The sequence below is a fragment of the Trinickia soli genome (genome assembly GCF_002879855.1).
Lineage (GTDB): Bacteria > Pseudomonadota > Gammaproteobacteria > Burkholderiales > Burkholderiaceae > Trinickia > Trinickia soli.
In genome coordinates, this window is the sequence record NZ_PNYB01000006.1 from 18,696 (window position 1) to 43,995 (window position 25,300).

At 64.9% G+C, this 25,300-nt stretch carries 16 protein-coding genes; 4 read left to right on the forward strand and 12 right to left on the reverse strand.

Annotation, left to right across the window (positions count from 1 at the left end; genetic code table 11):
• Positions 1-10 precede the first annotated feature (10 nt).
• From C0Z19_RS08570 to C0Z19_RS08620, 11 genes are all read right to left on the reverse strand, one after another.
• Complete coding sequence (locus C0Z19_RS08570; RefSeq protein WP_102609391.1) at positions 11-1,492, reverse strand: efflux RND transporter periplasmic adaptor subunit; 1,482 nt, start codon at positions 1,490-1,492, stop codon at positions 11-13.
• A gap of 9 nt (positions 1,493-1,501) precedes the next feature.
• The gene (locus C0Z19_RS08575; protein ID WP_102609392.1) at positions 1,502-2,350 is read right to left on the reverse strand and encodes an efflux RND transporter periplasmic adaptor subunit; all 849 of its coding nucleotides are present in this window, start codon (positions 2,348-2,350) and stop codon (positions 1,502-1,504) included.
• Entirely contained in the window at positions 2,347-3,951 is a 1,605-nt protein-coding gene (locus C0Z19_RS08580; protein WP_233196063.1) for a TolC family protein, read from the reverse strand. Before C0Z19_RS08580 ends, C0Z19_RS08575 begins: the two co-directional genes overlap by 4 nt.
• A gap of 23 nt (positions 3,952-3,974) precedes the next feature.
• Positions 3,975-11,993 (reverse strand): DUF4347 domain-containing protein, encoded by an 8,019-nt coding sequence (locus C0Z19_RS08585; RefSeq protein ID WP_102609393.1) that lies wholly within the window; start codon positions 11,991-11,993, stop codon positions 3,975-3,977.
• 50 nt (positions 11,994-12,043) lie between these two features.
• On the reverse strand, positions 12,044-12,661 hold the full coding sequence (locus C0Z19_RS08590) for a phage tail protein (protein ID WP_102609394.1): 618 nt from the start codon (positions 12,659-12,661) through the stop codon (positions 12,044-12,046).
• Positions 12,662-12,693: 32 nt separating this feature from the next.
• Positions 12,694-13,035: a DUF6916 family protein gene (locus C0Z19_RS08595; protein WP_102609395.1), complete on the reverse strand. Its 342-nt coding sequence runs from the start codon at positions 13,033-13,035 to the stop codon at positions 12,694-12,696.
• A gap of 132 nt (positions 13,036-13,167) precedes the next feature.
• Entirely contained in the window at positions 13,168-13,758 is a 591-nt protein-coding gene (locus tag C0Z19_RS08600; RefSeq protein WP_158242955.1) for a GNAT family N-acetyltransferase, read from the reverse strand.
• Between the two features lie 370 nt (positions 13,759-14,128).
• Complete coding sequence (locus C0Z19_RS08605; RefSeq protein ID WP_158242956.1) at positions 14,129-14,662, reverse strand: phasin family protein; 534 nt, start codon at positions 14,660-14,662, stop codon at positions 14,129-14,131.
• A gap of 49 nt (positions 14,663-14,711) precedes the next feature.
• A complete protein-coding gene (locus tag C0Z19_RS08610) occupies positions 14,712-15,206 on the reverse strand; it encodes a YciE/YciF ferroxidase family protein (protein WP_102609398.1) in 495 nt (164 codons plus the stop codon).
• Positions 15,207-15,438: 232 nt separating this feature from the next.
• Positions 15,439-16,017 (reverse strand): thiamine phosphate synthase, encoded by a 579-nt coding sequence (locus tag C0Z19_RS08615; RefSeq protein ID WP_102609399.1) that lies wholly within the window; start codon positions 16,015-16,017, stop codon positions 15,439-15,441.
• Between the two features lie 78 nt (positions 16,018-16,095).
• A complete protein-coding gene (locus C0Z19_RS08620; RefSeq protein ID WP_233196064.1) occupies positions 16,096-17,079 on the reverse strand; it encodes a hypothetical protein in 984 nt (327 codons plus the stop codon).
• Between the two features lie 167 nt (positions 17,080-17,246).
• On the opposite strand from C0Z19_RS08620, the gene C0Z19_RS08625 reads away from it, so the two are divergent.
• From C0Z19_RS08625 to C0Z19_RS08640, 4 genes are all read left to right on the forward strand, one after another.
• The gene (locus C0Z19_RS08625) at positions 17,247-18,110 is read left to right on the forward strand and encodes a M15 family metallopeptidase (RefSeq protein ID WP_102609401.1); all 864 of its coding nucleotides are present in this window, start codon (positions 17,247-17,249) and stop codon (positions 18,108-18,110) included.
• Between the two features lie 118 nt (positions 18,111-18,228).
• Entirely contained in the window at positions 18,229-22,137 is a 3,909-nt protein-coding gene (gene tssM / locus C0Z19_RS08630; protein WP_102609402.1) for a type VI secretion system membrane subunit TssM, read from the forward strand.
• Positions 22,134-23,120: a type VI secretion system-associated protein TagF gene (gene tagF / locus C0Z19_RS08635; RefSeq protein ID WP_102609403.1), complete on the forward strand. Its 987-nt coding sequence runs from the start codon at positions 22,134-22,136 to the stop codon at positions 23,118-23,120. Before tssM ends, tagF begins: the two co-directional genes overlap by 4 nt.
• A gap of 85 nt (positions 23,121-23,205) precedes the next feature.
• Positions 23,206-24,120, forward strand: a complete 915-nt coding sequence (locus C0Z19_RS08640; protein WP_233196071.1) for an OmpA family protein — start codon at positions 23,206-23,208, stop codon at positions 24,118-24,120.
• 64 nt (positions 24,121-24,184) lie between these two features.
• On the opposite strand, the gene tssA is transcribed toward C0Z19_RS08640, so the two are convergent.
• Complete coding sequence (tssA, locus tag C0Z19_RS08645; RefSeq protein WP_102609405.1) at positions 24,185-25,300, reverse strand: type VI secretion system protein TssA; 1,116 nt, start codon at positions 25,298-25,300, stop codon at positions 24,185-24,187.

Consider the following 25,300-nt stretch of genomic DNA (forward strand, 5'->3'; position numbering starts at 1 on the left):
GGCGCATCGTCTACCACCCGAGCCACTGCCGCGCCGTGGCCAGCGGCCGGCGCAGCAGATAGTACGCGAGCGGCGTCCAGTGGCCATGGATGCGCGCGGTGCCCATCACGCCGAGCGGCGGCTTGACGGCGCCGACGAACGTTGCTTTCACGCGGTAGGCCACGACCCCTTCGGGGGTAGGCTCGGCGCGATAAGCGACCGTATCGATGCGCGCGTCGTAGGAGGCCAGCGGCGAGCTCTTCGGATAAAGCGTGACCGATGCGCCCGGGACGACATCGACATTGTCGGCAACCGGCACGTAGGCCGTCAGCTCGACATGCGCCGGGTCGGCCAGCAACATCACCTTCTCGCCGATCGAGACGGCCTTGCCATTCCAATCGTTCGGATCGGAGAAGACGGCGACGCCCGCGCGCGGCGCATTCACGCGCACGCGCGCGAGCTCCCGCGCGGTGTAGTCGAGCTCGACCGCGCTTTCGTCGAGCTTACCCTTGCGCAGCGCCATATCAAGCCGGTCTTTGTCGTCGGTGACGGCGAGCTGCGCGGTTTGCCGGTACTCTTCCTGCGCCGTCGCATAGTTCTTGTTGGCCAGCGCATAGCGTGAAGCAAGCGCCGTCGAGTCGAGCGCGAACAGCGGCGTACCCGCCTCGACGCGTTGATTCGGCTGCGCAAAGAGTCGATCGATGACGCCGTCGAGCGGCGCGCGCACGACAAACGGATCTTTCGGCGTCACTTCCGCCGGCGCAAGCACCGTCAACGGCACCGGGACGACAAGCCCAATCGCCAGCGCCGCCAGCACGCGGCGGCGATGCCTGCCCGCGCGGAGCGTGAGCTTGGCCCGCTCGATCCACGACACCCGCGGGGCAAATGCGGCCAACGCGTGCGACCAGACGCGCGCGAGTTCGGCGAGCAGCGCTTCGTCGACATGCGTCCACGGTTCCTCGCGCGCGAAGACGATGCCGCCGAAGGAACGGCCGGCGCGATCGATCAGCGGCGTCCAAAGCGCATGCGTAGGCCACCACGCGGCCCAATCGGCGGCCAGCGCCGCGGGCAGACTGTCGGCGGTGAACGGATAGGGCCACGCGAGCGCCGCCGGGTCGACAGGCTGGGCAGGCGCACCGGCTTCGCCGCTGAATTCGCCATTGGGCACGGCTTGCGCGTGAAACTGCGTTCCCGCCTGCGGGGATGTGCCGGCCGCCGCCCCTTGTGTCGAGGCTTGCGCCCAACGACGTTCAAGCACGCGGCACACTTCGCCAAGCCATTGCACGTACGGCGTGCCCGGATCGCTCTGCGGCAACCCCGACACGGCGGCGACGGCTCCGGGCACGGGCGCCGGCGCACGCCACCACGCGGCCTGACGATAGGGCGTCAGCGCGAGCGTCTCGTTGACGATCACAAAGCCGAGCGTCTCCTCGCTCGCGGCTTCCCGCGCACGCGCCGACAATTGCCATAGCAGTGCGAGCGCGTTCGCCTCGATTCGCAGCGGAGCGTTCATGGCGCGACTCTAGCGGCCGGCGTCGGCGAAGTGCGCCCAGCCGCTCATGCCCGGCAGCAGCTCGGGGGCGTGGCTCGACAGTGCCGCCGTCACGTCGACGGTCTGCGTGACGGGATCGACGCGCGCGCCGATGCGTGCAACGGTAGCCGGATACGTCTTGCCGACTTCATCGACGGTGACCGTCAGCACATGGCCCGGCTTGAGCCAGGCGAGCCACTTGGACGGCACGATCATCTTCAGTTCGAGCCGGCTCGTATCGACGATCGTGAGCAGCGTCTTGCCCGGTTCGGCGAACTGCTGCGCCGACGCGCTGCGTTTGACCACGCGCCCGTCGAACGGCGCGGCGATGCCGCACTTGCGCACCGTGGCCTGCATATAAGCGACTTCGGCGGCGCTCGCTTTGGCCTTCGCGTCGGCCTGCTGCACCTCGATTTCGCCGATCGAATGAAGCTGCGACAGTCGATCGTCGACGCGTTTCAATTGCACAGCGGCATCGGCCTCGGCTTGGGCTTTATGCAACTGCGCCGCGTAGAGCGAGCAATCGAGCGCGACGAGCGTCTGCCCTGCGCGGAAAGCATCGCCGTCGCGAAACGGCATGGCGGAAATTTTCGCGCTGATTTCGCTCGATAAGTCGACTTGATCGCGCGCGACGAGCTGGATGCGGATGCGACCCTGGTCATCAGCACGTCCGGCCGAGGCACCGGCCGGCGCGACCGTCATATTGACCCCCGTGGGCGCGGGGGTCGCCGCATGCAGCCCCGAAGTGGACGTACCGGCTTGCAACCCGGCGGCCCAAGCAGTATGAGCCGCCACCATCAAGGCTGCGCTGCGCAGCCCTGCCCTACACCATCGATTCATTGCGTTTTAACTCCGTCCGCGTGGCCGAACTGCGCCCATCGCGTTTGCTCCTTGTCGATCGATTGCTCGATCGAGGTCAAATCGCCCTTGCCGGCGTCAACCGACACCGGATCGAGACCGAGCGTCGCCAGCATTTGGCCGTAGGCGCTTTCGAGTTCGCCGTAGCTTTGATAGAGACGCAGTTCCGACATCATCGCAGAAGTCGCGGCGCGGATCTCTTCGAGCTTGCCTTGGGCGTTTGCCACGGTGGCGTTGTGCGTGTGCTGCAGAATCTGCCCGTCGACATCGTTGATCTGCTTGTAGAGATCAAACTGGCGCTGCTTCGCGCTCAATTCCGCACGCGCGACGTGAACCTGCGTCAGCACAGCCATCGACAGCGCCAGTTGCTGCGCGTGTGCGACATCGCGCTGGGCGTTCGCCATGCCGCGAATGTTCTTGGCGTTGAGCAGGTTCAACAGGTTCCAGCTCACGTTGATGCCGGCCGCGCGCCACGCGTGATACGCGAGGAAGCTGTTGCTGTCGTAATGCGTGCCCAGTTGGAATTCGATGCCGGGCAACAGCCTGGCGATCGCCTTGTGCGTTTCGTTGATGCTGATGCGTTCGTTGTAGCTCGCTTCCACGAGTTCGGGACGGCGCTCGAGCGCCGTCTCTTCCATGCGATCCATCGGCATATCGAAGCTCGGCACCGAGAACCCTTCGGGCGGCGCGAGCGTGATGTCGGTGCCGGGCGCGATATTCATCAGCGAGGCAAGGCGCGGCTTGGCCTCGTCGAGTTGATCGCGCACGGCTTCGAGCTGACGCATGATGTCGAGCAGCGCGTGCTGGTAGCCGAGCGTGTCGAGCGGCGAGCGCAAGCCTTCCGATTGCGAGCGGCGCGAATCCTCGAGTGCCTGCCGCGCCTGCGCGAGCAGCGGCGCGATGCGGTTTTCAAGCCGCTGCGCACCCACTGCTTCCCAATAGGCTTCGCGCACCTGCTGCATCATCAGCTGCACGACCTTGCGTCGGCGCTGTTCGACGACGAGCACGCGATCGGCCTGCTCCTTGGCTTCGAAGTAACTCACGCCGAAATCGAGCACGTTCCACGAGAACGTGAGATCGGCCGTGCGATCGTTCTGATCGGTCGAATACGAAGGCTCCAACGACACCTGATGGGTCTGCAGCGAGATCGATTCCGACGCGAGCGGATGATCACGATGCGTGTAGCCGGCCGCCGCGGTCAGGCGCGGCAGCATGTCGAAGTTGGCGACATCGAGTTGTTTCTGCGCGAGCGCCTCTTCCATCATCTTCAAGCGATGGTCGAGGTTGTAGCGAATGGCGCGCGCCATCGCTTCTTCCAGCGTCACCGGCCCGGCAAGCGGCGGTTGATCCGCAAACATCGCCGTGCGTTCGGCATGGGCATTCTGCACGCGCTCGGCGTCGGTGAACGGCGTCGGATGAACCGCGCAGCCCGACAGCCACAATGCGGCCACGGAGATCGCGATCAGCGAGGGTCGCAAAGCCCGCCTCGCGCGGGTCTCGCGCGTGGCTTCCGAGCCGGGCGCAAGGGTGGGCCCATACGCGGGCGAAGGCATCACTGCGGCAACTGACGGTTGTGGTCTCATTGGTCTTGATCGATAACGGGAATTCATACGCGACGCGCTGCGCCGCCCGGACGCGACACGTGCAACGCAGCACGTGCCTGCGCAAACTGCTGATCGAGCGAAGGTTTGCCGACAGGCACCGCGGCGCGCGCGATCGACGGTTCGCCCGATGTGCGCGATGCATGCCCCTGCGGCTTCGGATGGGCCACGCCGTGCGAACCCGCGTGCGGCCCGGCGTGCTTGTCGTGCGGTGCGAGCACGATCTCGCGGCGCGTCTCATGGCCGGACGCATCGCGTGTTTGCACGACGATGCGAACATCCTCGACGCCCGGCGGCACCTTGCCGCGCAACACGCCGTTCGCCGCGTCGTAGTGAATCCAACCGGGCAGCGTGCGTCCGTTGGCCAGCATGACCGTCACGTCGGAGCCACCATGCATCGCTTCCGATGGCGGCAACAGCGTCGCCACGCTGATCGAGAACGGATCGCTCGGTGCCAGCGTGAACGACACATCGGGCAACGACTCGGGCATCGGGACCGGCGTGATCGCGATCGCGGCATTGAGCGCAGTCGGGTCGAAGTGGCTCACCGTGGCGCGATCGAGCGAGAACGCGTTCTGTGGCGCGCTCGGATCGGAGAACGTCATCGTCGGCACGACAGGTACTGAGCCGATCGGCGTTGGCGCATTGAACTCTTGCAGCACGTCGGGCGGCGAGGTGTTGTCCGAACCGACAAACGGCACGGGCGGCGTCGGTGCCGGCGGTTCTACGATGGGCGGCGGCGGCGGCAGAATCGGCGGGAACGCCGGCCCCTTCACGATGGTGATCGTGTTCGACGCCGCGGCGCTCGTCTTCGCACCGTCGCTGACCGTGAATGTCACCGTGCGGCCATCGCCCGCCCGCATCGACGAATCGGAATAGGTCACCGATTGCAGCGCGGTACGCCATTGCGCGAGCGTTGCCGTTGCACCGGCCGAGGTCATCGTCAGTACGCCGGTCGCGGCGTTGTAGCTCGCAGCGATGTTGCCCGTCGTCGCGGTGCTGCCCACGAACGCAAGCGTATCGTGCGCCGGATCGAAGCCGCCGCTGATCGTCACCTGCGCCGAGGCGAGCGTCGTGTTGTCGAGATCGCTCAGCGTCACTTGCGGCGCCACGGCCACCGGCGTCGAGCCGTTTCCGCGCGCCGTGAAGGTGGCAGTGCCGCCCACCGTCAGCAGCGGCGTCTGATCGGTATCGGTCACCGTGACGTCGCGCGTTTGCACGGCGCTCGCAGTGCCGTTGCCGTCCGTTACCGTGAAGCTGACCGTGCGCGTTGCGTGATCGGGCGTGACCGCCGTATCCGTATAGCTGATCGAGGCGAGCGCCGCCTGCCATTGCGCGAGCGTGGCCGTGCCGCCGGCCGACGTCAGCGTGAGCACGCCGGTGTTCGCGTTGTAGCTCGCGGCGATGTTGCCCATCGTCGCGCCGTCGTTGTTGAACGCGAGCACATCTTCGCCTGCATGGAAGCCGCCCGTGATCGCCACCGTGGCCGACGACAGCGTCGTGCTGCTCGCATCGGTCAGCGTCAGATGAGGTGACACGACGATCGGCGTCGGGGGCGCGTTGTCGGCAGCCGTGAACGACGCTGCGCCGGAATCCGTGCCGATGTGCGGCCGATCGAGGACAGTGACCGTGGCCGTCGCCGCGGCGCTCGTCTTCGCGCCGTCGTTCGTTGCGAACGCAATCGTGCGATCGCCGAAGTGCGCACCGTTGCTCGCAAACGTCACGGCGGACAGCGCGCTTGCCCACTGCGCGTCGGTGGCCGTGCTGCCGGCCGAAGTCAGCGTCAGCACGCCCGTCGCCGCATTGTACGAAGCGGCGATGTTGCCGAACGCCGTTGCGTTGCCGTTCGTGAAAGCGAGGACGTCTTCGCCGCTATGGAAATTGCCCGTGATCGACACCGTTGCTAGAGCCTGGGTCGGATTGTCGAGGTCGCTCACGCTGACATGCGGATTGACGACCGCGCCCGTCGCGCCGGCCACATACGAGGCGGCCCCGCCCGTCGTCGTCACGATCGGCGTTTGATCGGTATCGGTCACTGTAACCGCGCGTGTTGCCGTGTTGCTCGTCACGGCGCCCGTATCGACAGCCGCAAAGCTGATCGTGCGCGTTGCATTGTTCGGCTTGACGGCCGTGTCGGTGTAAGTCACCGCATCGAGCGCCGCCTGCCATTGCGCAAGGCTCGCCGATGCGCCCGACGACGTCAGCGTCAATACGCCTGTCGCCGCGTTGTAGGACGCCGCGATGTTGCCGTAAGTCGTCGAACTTGTATTCGTGAACGCCAGTACGTCTTCACCGCTGTGGAAGTTGCCCGTGATCGCAACGGTGGCCGAGGCCAGCGTCGGCGAGCTGCCGTCCGTCACTGTCAGCCCCGAGTCAATGGCAACGGGTGTCGAGGCCGTATTGTCACCCGCCACGAATGAAGCCGAACCGGAGTCAGTCGTGATCGTCGGGGGGCCGAGCACGCTTACCGTGTCGATCGCGGCCGTGCTGATTTTGGTGCCGTCGCTCGTCGTGAACGAGATCGTGCGGTTGCCCGGCGTCGCGCTCGAACCGGCCGAGAACATCACGGCGGACAGAGCGGCGCTCCATTGCGCATCGGTGGCGACGGCACCCACCGACGTGAGCGTCAGCACGCCCGTCGCTGCGTTGTACGAGCCGACGATGTTGCCGAACGTCGTCGGGTTCGTGTTGACGAAGCTCAGCGTATCGCCGCTGTGGAAGCCGCCCGTTACCGACACCGTTCCCGACGATTGCGTCGTGTTGTCGAGGTCGGTGACGGAGATGCCGCCGTCGATCGTCGCGGCCGAGGTGCCGCCCACGTAGTTCGTCGTGCCCCCCGTCGTCGTCACGATCGGCGTTTGGTCGGTGTCGGCCACCGTAACCGCGCGTGTTGCCGTGTTGCTCGTCACGGCGCCCGTATCGACAGCCGCAAAGCTGATCGTGCGCGTTGCATTGTTCGGCTTGACGGCCGTGTCGGTGTAAGTCACCGCATCGAGCGCCGCCTGCCATTGCGCAAGGCTCGCCGATGCGCCCGACGACGTCAGCGTCAATACGCCTGTCGCCGCGTTGTAGGACGCCGCGATGTTGCCGTAAGTCGTCGAACTTGTATTCGTGAACGCCAGTACGTCTTCGCCGCTGTGGAAGTTGCCCGTGATCGCAACGGTGGCCGAGGCCAGCGTCGGCGAGCTGCCGTCCGTCACTGTCAGCCCCGAGTCAATGGCAACGGGTGTCGAGGCCGTATTGTCACCCGCCACGAATGAAGCCGAACCGGAGTCAGTCGTGATCGTCGGGGGGCCGAGCACGCTTACCGTGTCGGTTGCGGCCGTGCTGGTTTTGGTGCCGTCGCTCGTCGTGAACGAGATCGTGCGATTGCCCGGCGTCGCGCTCGAACCGGCCGAGAACGTCACGGCCGACAGAGCGGCGCTCCATTGCGCATCGGTGGCGACGGCACCCACCGACGTGAGCGTCAGCACGCCCGTCGCTGCGTTGTACGAGCCGACGATGTTGCCGAACGTCGTCGGGTTCGTGTTGACGAAGCTCAGCGTATCGCCGCTGTGGAAGCCGCCCGTTACCGACACCGTTCCCGACGATTGCGTCGTGTTGTCCAGATCACTGACCGTGATTCCGCCGTCGATCGTCGTAGCCGAGGTGCCGCCCACGTAGTTCGTCGTACCGCCCGTCGTCGTCACGATCGGCGTTTGATCCGTGTCGGTGATCGTCACGTTGCGCGTCGCCGTGGCGCTCGTATTGCTGGCGCCGTCGACCGCGGTGAAGCTGATCGTGCGCGTCGCGTTGTTCGGCGTCACCGCCGTGTCGGTGTACGTGATCGACCGCAGCGCGCTTTGCCACTGCGCAAGCGTCGCCGTCGCGCCGGTCGAGGTCAGCGTCAACACGCCCGTCGCCGCGTTGTACGACGCCGCGATGTTGCCCATCGTCGCGCCATCGTTCGTGAACGCCAGCACGTCTTCGCCGCTGTGGAAGCCCCCCGTGATCGCCACCGTCGTCGAACCGAGCGTCGTCGCGCTGCCGTCCGTCACCGTCAAGCCCGAATCGATCGTGACCGGCGTCGATGCCGTGTTGTCCCCCGCCACGAACGAAGCCGAACCGGAGTCAGTCGTGACCGTCGGCGGCGCCGTCATGTTGACCGTATCGGTGCCGGCGGTGCTCGTCTTCGTACCATCGCTCGTCGCGAACGAAATCGTGCGACTGCCGTACGTCGTGCTCGTGCTCGAAAACGTCACGGATTTCAGCGCGTCGGCCCACTGCGCATCGGACGCCGTCGAGCCCGCCGAGGTCAGCGTCAACACGCCGGTCGCCGCGTTGTACGACGCCGAGATGTTGCCCATCGTCGCGCCATCGCTCGTGAAGCTCAGCGTATCGCCGCTGTGGAAGCCACCCGAAACCGACACCGTTCCCGACGATTGCGTCGTGTTATCCAGATCACTGACCGTGATTCCACCGTCGATCGTCGTAGCCGAGGTGCCGCCGGCGTAGTTCGTCGTACCGCCCGTCGTCGTCACGATCGGCGTTTGATCCGTGTCTGTGATCGTCACGTTGCGCGTCGCCGTGGCGCTCGTATTGCTGACGCCGTCGACCGCCGTGAAGCTGATCGTGCGCGTCGCGTTGTTCGGCGTCACCGCCGTGTCGGTGTACGTGATCGACCGCAGCGCGCTTTGCCACTGCGCAAGCGTCGCCGTCGCGCCGGTCGAGGTCAGCGTCAACACGCCCGTCGCCGCGTTGTACGACGCCGCGATGTTGCCCATCGTCGCGCCATCGTTCGTGAACGCCAGCACGTCTTCGCCGCTGTGGAAGCCCCCCGTGATCGCCACCGTCGTCGAACCGAGCGTCGTCGCGCTGCCGTCCGTCACCGTCAAGCCCGAATCGATCGTGACCGGCGTCGATGCCGTGTTGTCCCCCGCCACGAACGAAGCCGAACCGGAGTCAGTCGTGATCGTCGGCGGCGCCGTCATGTTGACCGTATCGGTGCCGGCGGTGCTCGTCTTCGTACCATCGCTCGTCGCGAACGAAATCGTGCGACTGCCGTACGTCGTGCTCGTGCTCGAAAACGTCACGGATTTCAGCGCGTCGGCCCACTGCGCATCGGACGCCGTCGAGCCCGCCGAGGTCAGCGTCAACACGCCGGTCGCCGCGTTGTACGACGCCGAGATGTTGCCCATCGTCGCGCCATCGTTCGTGAAGCTCAGCGTATCGCCGCTGTGGAAGCCGCCCGTTACCGACACCGTTCCCGACGATTGCGTCGTGTTGTCCAGATCGCTCACCGAGATGCCGGTGTCGATCGTCACCGCCGATGTCGCGCCGACGTAGTTTGTCGTGCCGCCCGTCGTGGTGACGATCGGCGTTTGGTCGGTGTCCGTTACCGTCACCGTCCGGGTGGCGGCGCTACTGGTATTGCTCGCGCTGTCGACCACGGTGAAACTCACGGTACGCGTCGCGCTGTTCGGCGTCACCGCCGTGTCGGTGTACGTGACCGACCGCAGCGCGCTTTGCCATTGCGCGAGCGTCGCCGTCGCGCCGGTCGAGGTCAGCTTCAACACGCCCGTCGCCGCGTTGTACGACGCCGCGATGTTGCCCATCGTCGCGCCATCGTTCGTGAACGCCACCACATCCTGACCGCTCGCGAAGCCGCCCGTGATCGCGACCGTCGCGGACGCGAGCGTCGTGGCGGCGGTGTCGGTCACCGTCAAGCCGGAATCGATTGCCACCGGCGTCGATGCCGTGTTGTCGCCGGCCACGAACGCGGCCGAACCCGAATCGGTCGTCACTTGCACCGGGTTCACGACATTGATCGTATCGGTCGCCGCAGTGCTCGTTTTCGTGCCGTCGCTTGTCGCGAACGAAATCGTCCGCGTGCCGAACGTCGTGCTCGTGCTCGAGAACGTCACGGCTTTCAGCGCGTCGGCCCACTGCGCATCGGACGCCGTCGCACCCGCCGAGGTCAGCGTCAACACGCCTGTCGCCGCGTTGTACGAGGCCGAGACGTTGCCCATCGTCGCGCCATCGTTCGTGAAGCTCAGCGTATCGCCGCTATGGAAGCCGCCCGAAACCGACACCGTTCCCGACGATTGTGTCGTATTGTCGAGATCGCTGACCGTGATGCCGCCGTCGATGGTGATGGCGGACGCCCCACCGCTGTAGCTCGTTGTGCCCCCCGTCGTCGTCACAATCGGCGTTTGATCGGTTCCCGTGACGGTCACGCTTTTCGTGACCGCATTGCTGGACGATTGGTAGGCGTCGCTCGTCAACTGGAAGCTGACCGTACGCGTGCTAGTGGTCGGCGTTACAGCCGTATCGGTGTAGGTCACCGCGCGAAACGCGTTCTGCCATTGGGCGATCGTGGCGGTGCCGCTCGCCGACGTAAGCGTCATCACCCCGGTGGCCGCGTTGTAAGAGCCAGCGATGTCGCCGTATTGCGCAGCGCTGGTATTGGTGAATCCCAGTACGTCCTGCCCGCTCGCGAAGTTGCCGGTGATGCTGACCGATCCCTGCTTCGCAGTCGTTGCGTCGCCGTCGGTCAACGTGACGCCGCTGTCGACCGCGACCGGCGTGGACGCGACGTTATCCCCTTCGACGAAAGCCGTGCTGCCGCCGGAAGCCGTCAAGGCCGGTGGTGAAGAAAGGTCGACATACGTAAAGTTGTTGAGCGTCGGCGTGAGAAACGCCGAATCCGTCTCGCGCAATCTCAGGCTCGTGATGCCTGCGAAAGCAGCGTTGCCCGATACATTGACGTGAAACACAGAGCTGCCGCCATTCGTCGACGTATCAAGCGTGAGCGTGCCTACCACGCTTCCTAAGGAATTCAGCGCCTCGACCGCGACTACCGACGGCGCATTGATGTCGACATCGAAGCTCTGGACGGCCATCTTGTCGCCGTTTTGCAGCGACATGGTCATCGATGTCAGCGAGGTGCCTTGCACGTTGCCGAACAACACCCCATCGGTCGGCCCTGTAGTGAGCGGCGGAGGGCCGAACTGGTTGACGGTCGTGCTGTCGACGGCGAATTCCGCAGCCTGGTCCAACGTGTAGTGGATGCCGTCCAGGTCGAACGATGTGACGCCCGCCGCACCGCCGGCCGTGTCATAGCCGATCTGTCCATCGTATGTTTCATCGGTGACGGCCAATAGTCCGGCATATTGCTGCTCGGCAGCCTGCGAAAAAATCACCGACGTATGCACGGCGCCGGCGTCGTACTCGAGCGCCCAGTCGCCGCCAAGCGCGGCCGCCCCGGTGGCATCGGTCGATGCCCCCACGTTCAATCCCGAGATCGAGGCAATCTGCTGCACGAGCGCCTTGCCGTCGGCGTTTTGGGCGACATCGCAGCCGTAAATCAAGAAGTCGCCGCCCGGCCGCATCGCCGCGCCGATCTGCGCGAGTTCCGCGCTATAGGCCGCGATATCGCCCTGGTTGAGCCAGGTGCTGCCGATCTGCACGTTGCCGTCGGAACCGTGCGAAACGAGATGGATCGCGCTGACACCCGAGTGCTGCTGCAGATACTGCTCGATTTGCGCGAGGCCATCCTTCGTCGAATCGAGGATCACATATTGCGTGCCCTGCGGCAGGCCCGCGACGAGTGTCTGGTAGCCGGTGACGTTCGAATTGATGAAGACGACCTGTTTTTCCGCCGACTGGGCCACCGCATCGGTGAAACCGTGCACCGCCCGCATCGTCGACGACGCAGCCGTGGCGTCGCCCGCAGCTGGCGTCATATACCCATGACGAGGCGTCGCGTCCGACAGGTTCGACGTGCGCGCTGCCGTCGCGCTCTGCGCCTGGGCAGCCGGGGATGCCCCCTCTTGCGCAAGGCTCGCCGGATGGCCATCGACATTCGCGTGATGCTGCGCGACCACCGCCGCCGCACCGATGGACGCAGCCGATGCGTCATAGACGATGCGCGGCTCGAGCGCAACGAGCAGCGGCGCGGGAAGCGCTGCGCGTTCCCTGCGTGCGTGCGTGGCAGGCGAGCGCATGGCGCCGAGAAGTTTGGAGAGGCTGGCGGCGAGTTTCATCGCTTCACATCCTTAAAGGCGTGCCGCTCGCGCGGCACGCACTCATTTCATTACGAGCGCGACGGGAAAATCCCTTGCAGCGCAATACAGAAGTTGACACCCAGATACGGATTACGCGTCTCAACGGGAATGTTGTTCCCGACAAGGCTGTTGGTAATCGTCGGCGCCGTGGTCTGCAGCGTCACACTGAAAGGCTTGAGCGTCGTGGCGTGGTCGGTTGCGGTGCTGTACAGACCAAGGGGACGCCCGCCGGAACTGAGCGGTCCCAGCACGGCGGTGGGGCCGGGCACGCCGCCGTCGCTCGTCGTGTCTGTCGATGTCGTTGCGGGCAGCGCGATGTTGCCCGTCGCAGTGCCAGGCCCTTGCGTCGCCACGTGCGTATGCTGCGGCATGTTCGCCGTCGTCAGCGTGACGCTCTCCGTGCCGCCTTGCTCGCCGATCTCGATGGTCGAAAGCCCCGCTCCCTGCCCGATGCCTACAGGCGTGCGGCTCTGCATGTTCGGCAGTTGGTAGTTCGACGTGCCGTTACCGCCGTAGAACGTGCCAAGCAGCGCGAACAAAGCCTGGTTCTGCGAGATCGGCATCAGTTGGCCCTGACACTGCGCCCAGCCGGTGGGAGCAAAGTTGAACCCCATCATGCGGATTTCGCCCAAAAACGGATCACTCATCACACGCCTCCTGTCAAAAAAGAGAAAAACGCTTATGTCGCGTCCGGCGAGCCGGCCGCTTTGCCCAGCTCATCGGCGCGCGTATGCACGACGACAGTGAGCGTCGATCGCCCGTCCTCGGTCGGCCGCGTCGGCGTCGCGAGCAGATCCCACGTCCGGCCGGTCGGCGAACCGATGCGGTAAACGTCCTGAGGCAGCGCAACGCCTGCGGGCAGCTCAAAGGTCGCTGCGTAGCAGACGAAACTGTCGCTCATGGGAACGCCCGCCGGCGCATGCGAGAGCACGGCGTCGACGGTTTGCCCGTCGGCCGCGCCGAACGTGAACCGTTGCCCGATGGCGTCGAGCAACTCGTGATGGGTAGGGATGGACAGCAAGCAAGCCCCCGCTCGTTGTTCGTTTTCTGGGGCCGATGCCTTGGCCCTGGTCTATGATTCTTTCCGCCTTATCTGGGCGACCTGCCGCGCCCGCGCGCCGCGGAGGCAGGCTGCGCATACCGCGCGCACGGGTCAGTCCTGCTCAGCCGCGTCCGACGCAAGCCCTGCCACGGGCATCGCATCGGCATCGGCAAACGGCGCAACCGCGCGCCGCATCTGCACATACACGCCGTTCTCGCCGATCGGCTCGAACCCGAGCCGCCGGTAAAGCGCTTGCACGGGGTTGTTCATTTCGACGTAAAGAACGATCGGCATCGCCCTCGCGGCCGCCCGGGCCACGAACGCGCGAACGATCCGCCCTCCGAGGCCCGCGCCGCGATACGCCGGCAGCAGCGCAATGTCGATCAAGCGCGCCTCGCTGCCGCACCAATCGTGATAGAGACGGCCGATGGCCGTCGCGCCCTGCACGATCACGTCGAAGCGACCGCGCGGGTAGTGCTGCCGGTAATACGCGTCCTGCGCCAAAAACTGCTGGGCCAGCACGGCCGCGATGCGCTGTGCATCCCACCCCGTTTGCGCGAACTCGTCGGCGCGCGTGCTTTCAAAGACGGCCTGCAGGAATCCGCGGTCGTGATCGTGCGCGGGCCGAAGCCGCAGCAAAAGCCCCGTATCCTCACAGCAACGCGATTGCGCATCGGAACCGGCGCCGCAATCTTCGGCCATCTGAGATCTCATTTTCCTGCGCAAACGAAGACAGCCAATCGATTGGTCCGCGGGTCGAATGGCCTATATCAAAATACCTGATCGCGATGCGGATATTAGTCTAGAGAAACGGTACTAGCAACCGCGCGCCTTGGCGTGCTTCTCCGTATATACCCCGATCGACTTTTTATCGATCGAAGCGCGACACGAACAACGGCGGCGCAAGGGCCGCCGTTCTGATCAAACCGTGTGCGTTAATGACGATTTGATGGTTGGTTACGGATAATCGATTTCCCGCCCCGCAAACGTTGGCGCCATGCCACCCTGAAATTCCTAGTGCCGTTTCGGCTTCGATTGGCGTCGGCTTCGATTGCCGCGGCTTGCTCGAACGCTACTGCTTCACCGAGGAAACGACATGGCCGGCGCTATCGACGATATCGACCGAACGCTTTTTTCCTCCCGGCCTGGCGGCTTCCGGCGCATCGGCCGCGACCGGCACCGGCAGCCCGGCGTCCTGCGCCGACAACACGAGCGACGCGCCAAGCCGTGTCCGCGTCGAACTCACGGGCGCCCACGTGAACCAGCGCGACCATTCGGTGAAGCCCTCCCAACCGGCCCCCACATTGTTCGAGGCCGTCTCGATCGCAATTGAATGAACGTGCTGCCAATAGGCGAGCAACTTCTTGAAGCCGGCTTGCGCCCCCATTACGGGAAGCGTAAAGACCCAATCGAACGTTCGACCATCGACGGCCTCGATCGCAGTACCGTGCTGCTCGGCCAACGTCGTCTTCATGGTCTGAAGATTGAGCCGCGCAAGGCGCTCGAATCCGTCGAATGTTTGATTGGCGATGTCGGCCATCGCGGCAAAGGCCGCATATCCGGCATGCCCGGCTTCGCCTGGATGCCCAATTGCAGGTGAGGTCATCGTTTGACTCCAATCGAAAGTAAAACGCATAAGAACCGACGCGCAGCGCTCAGCGTTTTGCCGCTTCGGGATTGCCGACTTTCTCGGCGAACTCGGTGAGCTTTTTGTCGGTGGCCTTTTCCTCTTCGAGCGTTTCCTTGAGCAGCGTCACGGCTTCCTGCCTGCCCAGCAGCTTTGCCAGCGCGCAGAGCGTTCCGTACGAGGCGATCTCATAGTGCTCGACTTTCTGCGCCGCACCGATCAGCCCGGCGTCGAGCACGGGCCCCTTCTCGATTTCGTCGATCAGCTCCGCGCCTTCTTCGATCAGGCCCTCCATCGCCGCGCATTTCATCCGCTTCAAACGAAGGCCGGACTTTTCGACGACCTGGTCGATCCGCTCGATCTGGCCATGCGTTTCCTGCAAGTGCGTCTCGAAGGCTTGCGACAGCTGTTCGTTGGTCGCCGCCCGGGCGAGCTTGCCGAGCGCCTTCGTCAATTGCTTCTCTGCACTGTAGATATCGGATAGGGAATGAACGAAAAGATCTTCGACTGTCTTGCGTGCCATGGTGGTGGTCCTCTATGTCAGCAGTGAGTGCCCCCGAAGATCGGCGCGGACGAAACGGCTGTGATCGCCTCCCCGAACCCGAGGTCCTGACGCACTGCCGCAACGCGCGTGCCGCCGGCGTCGTGCGCGCGAAAACAGGGGAACAGCCGTTGCTCGCCTGCTGCGGCGGCCCTCGAAACCACGGCGGCCCTGTCCGGCTATTCCGGTCTAACGGGAGCTGCGCCGCCGTTCGTTACCAAAACGCAGAGATGCCGGCGATGCCGTGCGCGCCGTGCGCATGCGCCGTGGCGGCCATCGCACGCGTCATTCCTCCGAGCGCGTAAACGGGCAGGGTCACCTGCGCGGCAAGCGTCTCGAATTGCTGCCAGCCGAGCGTCGGTTCGCCGGGGTGGCTCCTAGTGGGTAAAACGGGGGAAAGCGTGACGAAGTCGACGCCGATCGCCTGCGCGCGGAGCAGTTGGTCGCGCGAATGACATGCGGCCGAAAGCAGCTTCGGCCGCAACAGGGGGCGGGAGGTCAATTGCATGAGTCGCGCGCTCGGCAAATGCAAGCCGTCGGCATCGAGATCGCCGAGGCTCTCAAGCGGCCCGTTGAGAACGATGCGCGCACCGTGGCGACGGCAAAGCGCGCAGGTACGGCGCGCCAGTTCGCGATAGGCAACGGCATCGAGTGTCTTCGCGCGCAGCTGCACCAGCGCAATGCCCGAGGACAGCGCGCGACCCAGTCGATCGAGAAACCACTCGAAATGAGCCGGGTCTGGCGGCTCGGGCGTAATCAGCAAAGCGTCGGGAAGTGGGGGATCGATCGGCATCCGCCCACGCTATCAAAAGTTGCCCGACGCGCCAACCTGGCATGTCTCGCGTTAATGCGATGCGAGACAACGGTTGTCTCAATGGGCTTGCGCTGCAGGCGCGCTGCCCGGACACGCCGGGTCTTTGCCCCAGTGGCCGGAGCAGACGTGCCAGCGGCAGCTCTGCGCTTCGAGGAAGTTCCCCTTGTCGCACGCCTTGATCTGATCGCCGAGGCTGACCGTGCGCCCTTTTGCCGACGAGGCACCCTTGGCGGACACATCGCTCGCGCCGTGCGGCGCTTTGGCGTCGTACGGCTTCGTGCGCGCAATGAGCGCGGCCAGCAAATCGGCGTCGGGGTCGTCCTTGGCCGCGGCAGCCCGAGCTTTCGCCCGCTTGCGCGCGTGCGCAGCCGCAAGCTTTTCGGCGCGACGGGTTTTGGCGCTTTCATGCTGCGTGCGCGACGCCAGAGCCTTCGCTTGCGCACGCTTCGAAACAGGAGCGGCGGGCGCGGCCGAAGCCGCTGCGAGCGCAGTCGAAGCTACGCCCGATGCCGGATGCGCCGCCGTCCCCCCCGTCGCGGACGCCGGCTGTTGCGCGACTTGCGCGGCGCTCTGCCCTGTCGTCGTGCCGCTGGCGAGCGCGCGCGACAACCGTCCCGCGTCGGAGTCGGCCGGCGCGGCCGCAGGATTGCCACCGACCGAATCGTCGGCGACGATTACGGCCGGCTGCGGTGCCGACGCGGCCTCGCCCTGCGCCACGCGCGTCGCAGCGGCGGCGCTTGCGCTCGCAGCACTGGCTGCGACGAGCGCAGCGCCCCCGGCGACCGCGCTTGCGCCGGTGGCAGCGTGCGTCGTGTCGGAAGCGGCGCTTTGCGTCAGCTCGGGATGCTCACTGACTTGAACCTGACTGCGCTGCCATTGCCATGCGCCGAACGCGCCGAGGCCGAGCACGGCCAACGCTACGGCCACCAGCGGCATTTTCGAACGGCGACGCACAGGCTGCTGCGCCACCACGCGCCCTTCCAGGCTCGCCAGAATGCGGGCGTTGTTGTTCGCGCCCCCCGGGGCCGTCTCGGAAAGCAAGCTTGGCCGCCCTTTAGAACTAGAACTTTCCGGCGCACTCATTCAGTATCTCGTTAGATCCTTGTTTAATTCACCGCGATAATACACGCCGGCCTCCCTTGACAGGCAGGCCAGATTCTAAGAGCAAGCATTACAAAATACAATTCATTTCCCTGCCGGGGCCGAACTTGATTGCCGTCGCACTTGCCGCTTATTTCTCTATCGCCGTCACCATCGCGGCATTGTTCCTGTTGCCTCCGGCGCGTGCCGCGATAATGTCGGCCGCACTCGAATTCCATAGGCGCATATCACAACGCACTTCGCGCGGACTCTCGCACGCGCGCAGTGGTATCGACAAATCAGTAAGAATTTCTCACCTCACTTTTAAAGACACGAAAAAAATACTGATTCGGCAACGCTTGCTGATTTTGATTACGGCAGGTATCCTTGCGGCGCCTCCGTTGATTGCAATTGCGTTGCGCGGTCGCCAATTATTTCAGTTTGATGGCGGTACTCGCGTACCGGACGAGAAAATCGCCGCATTGCTCAATGGCGAGCAGCTCGTTCCGCCGCCGCCGTTGCCGCCCGAGGTTTTCGCGACACAGGAAGTCGAACAGGTCCGTCCAGCATTGCGCGACGCCAGCCGCGATTGGAATTTGCTTGATGCCGATTTCAGAACACGCCTATTGCTCGTCTATAAGATCATGCGCGAGCAGTACGGGTATGAAATGGCGCTGTTGGAAGGCTATCGAAGCCCGGAGAGGCAGAATCGACTCGCGCAGCTGGGGGGCGTGACCAATGCGGCCGCATATCAGAGCTATCACCAATACGGCCTTGCCGCCGACAACGCGTTTTTGCGCGACGGCAAGATCGTCATTTCCGAGAAAGATCCGTGGGCCATGCGAGGCTATCAGCTGTACGGAAAAACAGCCGAGCAAGTCGGCTTGACATGGGGCGGACGATGGAAATTGATGGATCTCGGACACGTTGAATATCACAAGCCCGGATTCGTCCTAGGACGCCCGCCAGTCGGTGCGGCAACCGGGCAATAAGGCGAACATTCTCCGCCAAGCACCGATAAGTACCGTTAAGTACCGTTCAGCACCGTTAAGCAATGCCTTACGCCGCCCGTGCGCCGGCCCATTCGCAGACTTAGAAAGTTAAAGCCTTATGCAACGCTTCCTCAATGCGCTGTTCAGCAAACGGACGATGACCGTCGTCGGGGTCATCGTCTTCGCCGCTCTGGTGTTCAGCCTCTCGATCTGGCTCGAGCTTCCACTCCTATGGCCCGCGCTGGCGCTCGCCGCATTGCTCGCGCTGCTTTTCGCCGGCTGGCTGTGGCGGCGCATCGCTGCGCGGCGGGCCGGCAGCAAGCTCGGCGAGGTGCTCGAGCAACAGGCCGAGACGGGCAAGGCGCCCCAGGCTGCCGGCGCTCAGCCGGCCGATCTCGACATGCTGCGCAAGCGGCTGACCGAAGCCGTCCGCACGATCAAGACCTCCAAGATCGGCCAGGTCTCGGGCGCCTCGGCGCTCTACGAACTGCCCTGGTACATCGTCATCGGCAACCCTGCAGCCGGCAAAAGCAGCGCGGTGCTCAATTCGGGGCTGCAGTTTCCGTTCGCCGAAAAGACCGACGCCGTGGTGCATGGCATCGGCGGCACGCGCAACTGCGATTGGTTCTTCACGACCGAAGGCATCCTGCTCGATACGGCCGGTCGCTATTCGGTGCAGGAAGAGGACCGCACCGAATGGCTCGGCTTCCTGAATCTGCTCAAGCGGCACCGCCCGAAGGCGCCGATCAACGGCATCATCGTGACAGCCAGCATCGCCGAGCTGACGAGCAGCCGCCCCGATGCCACGATCAACCTCGCCCGCAGCCTGCGCCAGCGCGTACAGGAACTGACCGAGAAGCTCGAAGTCTTCGCGCCTGTCTATGTGATGTTCACGAAGGCCGACCTCATCACGGGCTTCGCCGAGTTCTTCAGCGGCGGCGAGCGTCACGAATACGAGCGCGTCTGGGGCGCCACCCTGCCGTACGAGCCCGACGAGAAACGCGACATCGTCACGTTGTTCGACGAGCGTTTCGAAGAACTCTACGAAGGGCTCAAGGAAATCAGCGTCGCGCAGATGTCGATCAATCGCGGCGCCATGCTGTCGCCGGGGCAACTGAGTTTTCCGCTCGAATTCCTCGCGATCAAGCCCGCGCTGCGGGTCTTCCTCGCCACGCTGTTCGAAAACAACCCGTTCCAATACAAACCGATCCTGCGCGGCTTCTATTTCACGAGCGCGCTGCAACAGGGCGAGACGAGCAGCGCCGCTGCGCAGCGCATCGGCCATCGCTTCGGGCTGGCCGTCGACAACCTGCCCAAACCGCAAGCCGCCGCCTCGAAAAACGGGTTCTTCCTGCGCGATTTGTTCTCCAAGGTCATCTTTGCCGACCGCCAGACGGTCCGACAATTCGCCAGCCCGGCCAAAACGCGCCTGCGCTACGGCACGTTCTTCGCGTTCGTGGCCGCCCTGGCGCTGGCGCTGGGCGGCTGGACGTGGTCGACGCTCGGCAACCAGCAACTCGCCGCGAACGTCCAGGCCGATCTCGACAACATCGTGCGTCTGCAGCAAAACCGCAACGATCTGCAGTCGCGGCTGCAGGCAATGGACATTCTCGAAGATCGCATCGCGCAACTCGAGCAGTTCCGTCGCGATCGCCCGCTCTCGGTCTCGCTGGGTCTTTATCAAGGCGACCGGATGGAGCAGCGCTTATTGGCCGAGTATTACCGTGGCGTCAAGCAGTTGATGCTCGACCCCGTCTCGCAGAATCTCGCCTCGTTCCTCAGAGACGTCGATGCGCATCCGGAGCAATTGGCGCCGTTGACGCGCCCGCCCGAGTCCGGCGCGATCCCCGTGTCGACGCGTGCGAACGCTATGGGCCAAGGGGCCGGCGGCGCTCAAGGCGGACTGTATAGCGATGCGTCGCCCACCAATGTCGAAGATGCCTATAACGCCCTCAAGACGTACCTGATGCTGTCGGACAAGCGGCATGTCGAGGCGGCGCATCTGACGGACCAGCTCGCACGCTTCTGGCGCGGCTGGCTCGAAACGAATCGCGGCAACATGTCGCGCGACGAGATGATCAAGAGCGCCGAGCGGATGATCACGTTCTACCTCTCGCGCGTGTCGGACGACGACTGGCCGATGATCGATGCGAATCTTTCGCTGATCGATCAGACGCGCGAAAACCTGCGCCGGGTCGTGCGCGGGATGCCGGCTCGTCAGCGCGTCTATGAGGAGATCAAAGCGCGCGCCTCGACGCGTTTCGCGCCGATGACCGTGGCGCGCATCGTCGGCGAAAACAATACGAACCTCGTCGGCGGCAGCTACGCGATCCCCGGCACCTTCACGCGCGAAGCGTGGTTCGACTATGTCAAACCCGCGATTCGCGACGCCGCCACGAAGGAACTCCAAGCGAAGGATTGGGTGCTCAACACGGCGTCGCAGGACGATCTCACGCTCGAAGGCAGCCCCGAGCAGATCCAAAAGGCGCTCGTCGGCATGTACAAGACCGAATACGCGCAGCATTGGCAGCGCTTCATGCAAGGGATCGCCGTGCGCGATTTCGGCAGCTTCGGTCAGGCCGTCGACGCCATGAACCGCCTGGGCGACCCGCAAGATTCGCCGATCCGCAAGATCCTCGAAACGGCCTACGACCAAACGGCGTGGGATAACCCGGCGCTTGCATCCACTACGTTGCAGAAGGCTCAAAACGGTGTAACGGGCTGGTTCAAGCGGCTGTTCTCGTCGAAGACGCAAGCGGCGCAGAACGCCGGAGTCGATCTCGATGTCAATCTGAGCGGCGGCTCGGCCACGGCCGGCCCGGTCGGCATCGCGTTCAGCGGGCTTGCACGCATCGTCGCCAAGCAGGACAACGCGTCGCTGCTGAACGGCTACATGGACACGCTTTCGAAGGTGCGTACGCGTTTCAACGTATTGAAGAATCAAGGCGATCCGGGTCCCGGCGCACGCGAGCTGATACAGCAAACGCTCGACGGCAGCGGGTCGGAACTTGCCGATTCGCTCAAATTCGTCGACGAACAGATGTTGACGGGGCTGACCGACGATCAACGCAAGTCGCTGCGTCCGCTGCTCGTGCGGCCGCTGATGCAGGCGTTCGCCGTCGCCATCGAGCCGGCCAGCAACGAAGTCAACAAGGTCTGGAACGCACAGGTCTACCAGACATTCGAAACGTCGCTGGCCAACAAGTACCCGTTCTCGGGCGACGCCAAGGTCGAAGCCGGCGCAAGCGAAATCGCGCAGGTGTTCGGTCCCGACGGTGCGATTTCCAAGTTCGTCGGCACGACGCTCGGCCCGCTTGCCGTGCGGCGCGGGGACACCCTTTCGCCACGCACGTGGGGTGGCATGGGCATCGTGCTCTCGCCCGACTTCACGAACGGCTTCGCTCGCTGGGTCGCCCCGCTGGCGGGCGCGGCGGCGACGAGCGGCGGCGGCGCGGCCGAACCGCAAACCGTCTTCCAGATCATGCCGCAGCCGGGCCAGGGCACGACCGAGTACACGATCGTGATCGACGGCCAGCAATTGCGCTATCGGAATACGCCGCCGCAATGGACGAACTTCGTCTGGCCCAACCCGGCGGGCTCGCCCGGCGCGACGCTGACCGCGACGTCGTTCGACGGCCGCACGATCGAGCTCGTCAACGAACCGGGCCGCTACGGTTTGGAGAAGCTCATCAATTCGGCGCAGCGCACGCGCAATCCCGACGGCACGTTCTCGCTGTCATGGACGCAAGGCAGCGTCACCGTCGCGCTCAGCATGAAGATCATCAGCACCTCGCAGCCCACGAGCGGCGGCAGCGGCAACGCCCCGCAGCAGCAAAGCCTGCGCGGCACGCGTCTGCCCGAGTCGGTCGCCGACGTTGCCGCCGCACGCACGGCCGCCGCGCAAGCAAGCGGATCGGCGCCGGCGCCGGTCGCGTCCGGCGCCACGGCCAATGCCGCCGCGCCTTCGCCCCTCCCCTCCCCCTCGGCCGTCAACGCGACGGTCTCGAATACAGGAGCCGCGCAATGACGCAAACCGTGCAGGCGCAACTCGCCTACTTCGGCAAGATCCCGTCGCGCGGGGACTTCGTTAAGAGCACGCACAATCCGCAACTGCTGCAGACGCTCGACCAATGGGTCGCGCAAGCCTTGGAGCTGCTCGCCGAAGATCCTCGCTGGAAGATCGTGTACGAGAACGCGAAGCCGATGCATTTCGCCTTCCTCGGCTCGCAAAGCCGGCTCGCGATCGCGGGCCACTTCATGTCGAGCCACGATATCTCCTCGCGTCGTTTCCCGCTGTTGGCCGCAACGGCGCTTGAAGTCGAGCGCCCGCTTGCCTTCCTCGCCCGCAGCCCGCTCGCGTTCGCGCGCCTCTGGACGCGCGCCTCGACGCAAATGCGCACGCTCTACGATTGCGACGAACCGAGCGCCGCATTGCAAGCGCTCGGCGATACGCAGGTGCCGATCGATGTCGGTTACACGAACTCGCACGACGGCACGTTTTCCGACTTCCTCGAACATCAAACACTGGCCGGCCTCGAGCAGATGTTGCTCGGGAGCGGCCATCCCGTGCGCTTGCGCGGCGCCATGCTCGCGCTCGGTTCGCTGCTCAAGCCTGTCATGCTCAGCCATGCGCCGAACCTCGAACGCGGTCTTACGTTGCCGCTGCCGAACGATACGTTCTATCGCAGCCTCGTCGCCGCGTTCTGGCTCGAACTGATCGCGCCGTTCCTCGCGCAGGCCGACTTCGAGCTCGCTGTATTCATCGGCACGATCGCCGAACGCGAACGGCTCGTGATCGGTTTTAACGGCGCATCGGCGAAGACACTGCATAGCGTCATCGATCCGCAGGCCTATGCGGCTCACAACATCGACATCGACGATCCCGAATGGATCGACGACCACGCCCAGAACGAACATGGAATCAGCAAGCTCGTCAGCTATCTCGAACAACCGCAGCTGTCGCTGCGCATCGCGGTCGATACGTTCCGCGAAGCGTTCGTCGGAGCATGACGTGACGACGAGCGGCCTGGTTGCGAAGTTGCGTCGCGACTCGCAACGACATTCTCCTCCGGCAAGTCCGGCCTACGCGCGCCGCATCGCGTCGGGCGTGCTGGCCGCCATCCTCGTCGCAACGGGCTGTGTGGCGACGGTCGCCGCGCACGCCGACGACAGCACCCCTGCCACGGTTACGCCCGTCGACAACGGCGGCGCCCGCGTCCGCGTCGCGGCGCTGCCCGCACCGGGACAACCGACGGCCACGAGCATGGCCGGCGCCACCAATGCGAGCGGGCGCATGCCGGCCCCCGCCGATGCGGCGCCGGGACAAGTCGTCGTAAGCGGCAAGGTGCCCGATGAAGCCACGCATAGCGCCGTCCTGCAACGTCTGCGCGAAACCTACGGAGCCGGCAGCGTCGTCGATCAGATCGAGGTGGGCAGCGTCGCGACGCCGCCGAACTGGAGTGCGAATGTGCAGAAGCTGCTCGGGCCGCAACTCAAGCAGATCAGCAAAGGGCAACTCAAAATCGACGGCACGCAGATCGACGTGAAAGGCGAAGTATCGAACGAGTCGCAGCGCCAGCAGATTGCGAGCGACATGGCCAATGCGCTGAACCCGACTTATACGATCCGCAACGGGCTGCGTGTCAGTGCGTCGGAGCAGGGACTGCTCGATACGACGCTCGCCAACCGCACGATTGAATTCGAAACGGGCAGCGCGACGCTCGCGCCGCAAGGCCGTGCGATTCTCGATCAAATGGCGAGCGTACTTGCCAGGATGTCGGGCAAGACGATCGAGATCATCGGCCATACCGACAATTCCGGCAGCCGCGCGGCCAATATCACATTGAGCCAGGCGCGCGCCGATGCCGTGAAGGGCTATCTCGTCACGAAAGGCGTCGCGCCGCGGTCGATGATGACAATGGGCGTGGGCCCCGACCAGCCGATCGCGTCGAACGACACCGACGATGGCCGCGCCCGCAATCGACGCATCGAATTCCGCGTCGGTCAATAAAGCGACAGGGCCGGGGCAACAGGGCCGCACCTCGGCGCCCTGCCCTGCCCCCTCTGCTCACGGCTCAATTCCCCTCGTCGGGCTTCACGCCCAGCAACTCGCGGATATGCGAGAGCGAGCCGTCGTCCTTGACCACGGCCGCGAGCCATTGATGCAGCGGCATATCGGCCCACTCGGCGGCCTTATCGGCGAGATACGCGGCCGGGCTGTGCGGCTCGGTCGCGCGCAAGAAACGCGCGACGGCGCGCAACTGCGCGACGGCATCGGCGCGGCTTTGAATCGGGCCGGTATGAGGTACGGCAGCACGCGCGTCGGCTTGGGCTTGCATCGAAGTCTCGAGGGAAGGAGCTGTCTTGAAGCTGGGTTCGGCCCGCTCGCCATGGGCGGCCGGAGGTTGAGGCGGCGCCGAGGGCTCCAGCGTTGCGCCGACATCGCGAGCAAATCGCTCGGCAAGCCCGAAGACGAACTCATAAGCGTCTTTCACCTGCCGGAAGCTGGGCGCCGCGGTGCCGGCCCGCGCGTCCAGTTCCCGCTCCAACGCGAGCATGGCGGTCTCGAACGCTTTCAGATCCGTCAGCAGCGTTCGATAGAACGCCGCCGGCGTCGCGCGCTTGGCTACCTCGATCTGCTCGATCGACGGTTTTCCGCGCGCGAGTTCGTCGGCACGATCGGGCTCGCGACGGATCGCCTGTGCGACGTTCATCGCCACTTCCCAATCAAGCCCGGTGAAGGCGCCGGCCGACGCTTGCGTCAGTGGCGCCTCACGCAGCAACTGCGAGCTGCGACCGACAAGCCAGCCGATATTGCCGAGCCGGTACTCGGTGTCGTCGCCTTCGGGCAGCGGGTGCACACTGTCCCAAAACTGCTCGCTGAGCGCCGCGATCAACGCATACCCTTGCGATAGTCCCGCCACGCCCTGCTTGATCGCCAGCGCTTCGGTCAGCCACGCGGCCAAACGCAGGTCCTTCGTTTGCGTCGTGAGCAACAGCGTGCAGCGCTCGATGACGAAGCCCCAATCGGCCTCTTTGATGTCGGTCACCCATTCGCCTTGATCGAGCGAAGGGTCGTCGAAGCGGCGGGCGTGCTGGATCGCGTCGAATTCGGTGGAAAACAGCAGGTCTTCTCCGCATGGCGATGCGCCTTCGAGCGGTGCGACGAGTGGTGCGAGGTCGATCGGCAT

Coding starts and splice junctions, on each gene's coding strand:
- tagF (WP_102609403.1), top strand. CDS start 22,134: ATGACGCAAACCGTGCAGGCGCAACTCGCCTACTTCGGCAAGATCCCG.
- C0Z19_RS08600 (WP_158242955.1), bottom strand. CDS start 13,758: ATGGCCGAAGATTGCGGCGCCGGTTCCGATGCGCAATCGCGTTGCTGT.
- tssM (WP_102609402.1), top strand. CDS start 18,229: ATGCAACGCTTCCTCAATGCGCTGTTCAGCAAACGGACGATGACCGTC.
- C0Z19_RS08615 (WP_102609399.1), bottom strand. CDS start 16,017: ATGCCGATCGATCCCCCACTTCCCGACGCTTTGCTGATTACGCCCGAG.
- C0Z19_RS08610 (WP_102609398.1), bottom strand. CDS start 15,206: ATGGCACGCAAGACAGTCGAAGATCTTTTCGTTCATTCCCTATCCGAT.
- C0Z19_RS08575 (WP_102609392.1), bottom strand. CDS start 2,350: ATGAATCGATGGTGTAGGGCAGGGCTGCGCAGCGCAGCCTTGATGGTG.
- C0Z19_RS08570 (WP_102609391.1), bottom strand. CDS start 1,492: ATGAACGCTCCGCTGCGAATCGAGGCGAACGCGCTCGCACTGCTATGG.
- tssA (WP_102609405.1), bottom strand. CDS start 25,300: ATGCCGATCGACCTCGCACCACTCGTCGCACCGCTCGAAGGCGCATCG.
- C0Z19_RS08590 (WP_102609394.1), bottom strand. CDS start 12,661: ATGAGTGATCCGTTTTTGGGCGAAATCCGCATGATGGGGTTCAACTTT.
- C0Z19_RS08605 (WP_158242956.1), bottom strand. CDS start 14,662: ATGACCTCACCTGCAATTGGGCATCCAGGCGAAGCCGGGCATGCCGGA.
- C0Z19_RS08585 (WP_102609393.1), bottom strand. CDS start 11,993: ATGAAACTCGCCGCCAGCCTCTCCAAACTTCTCGGCGCCATGCGCTCG.
- C0Z19_RS08580 (WP_233196063.1), bottom strand. CDS start 3,951: ATGAGACCACAACCGTCAGTTGCCGCAGTGATGCCTTCGCCCGCGTAT.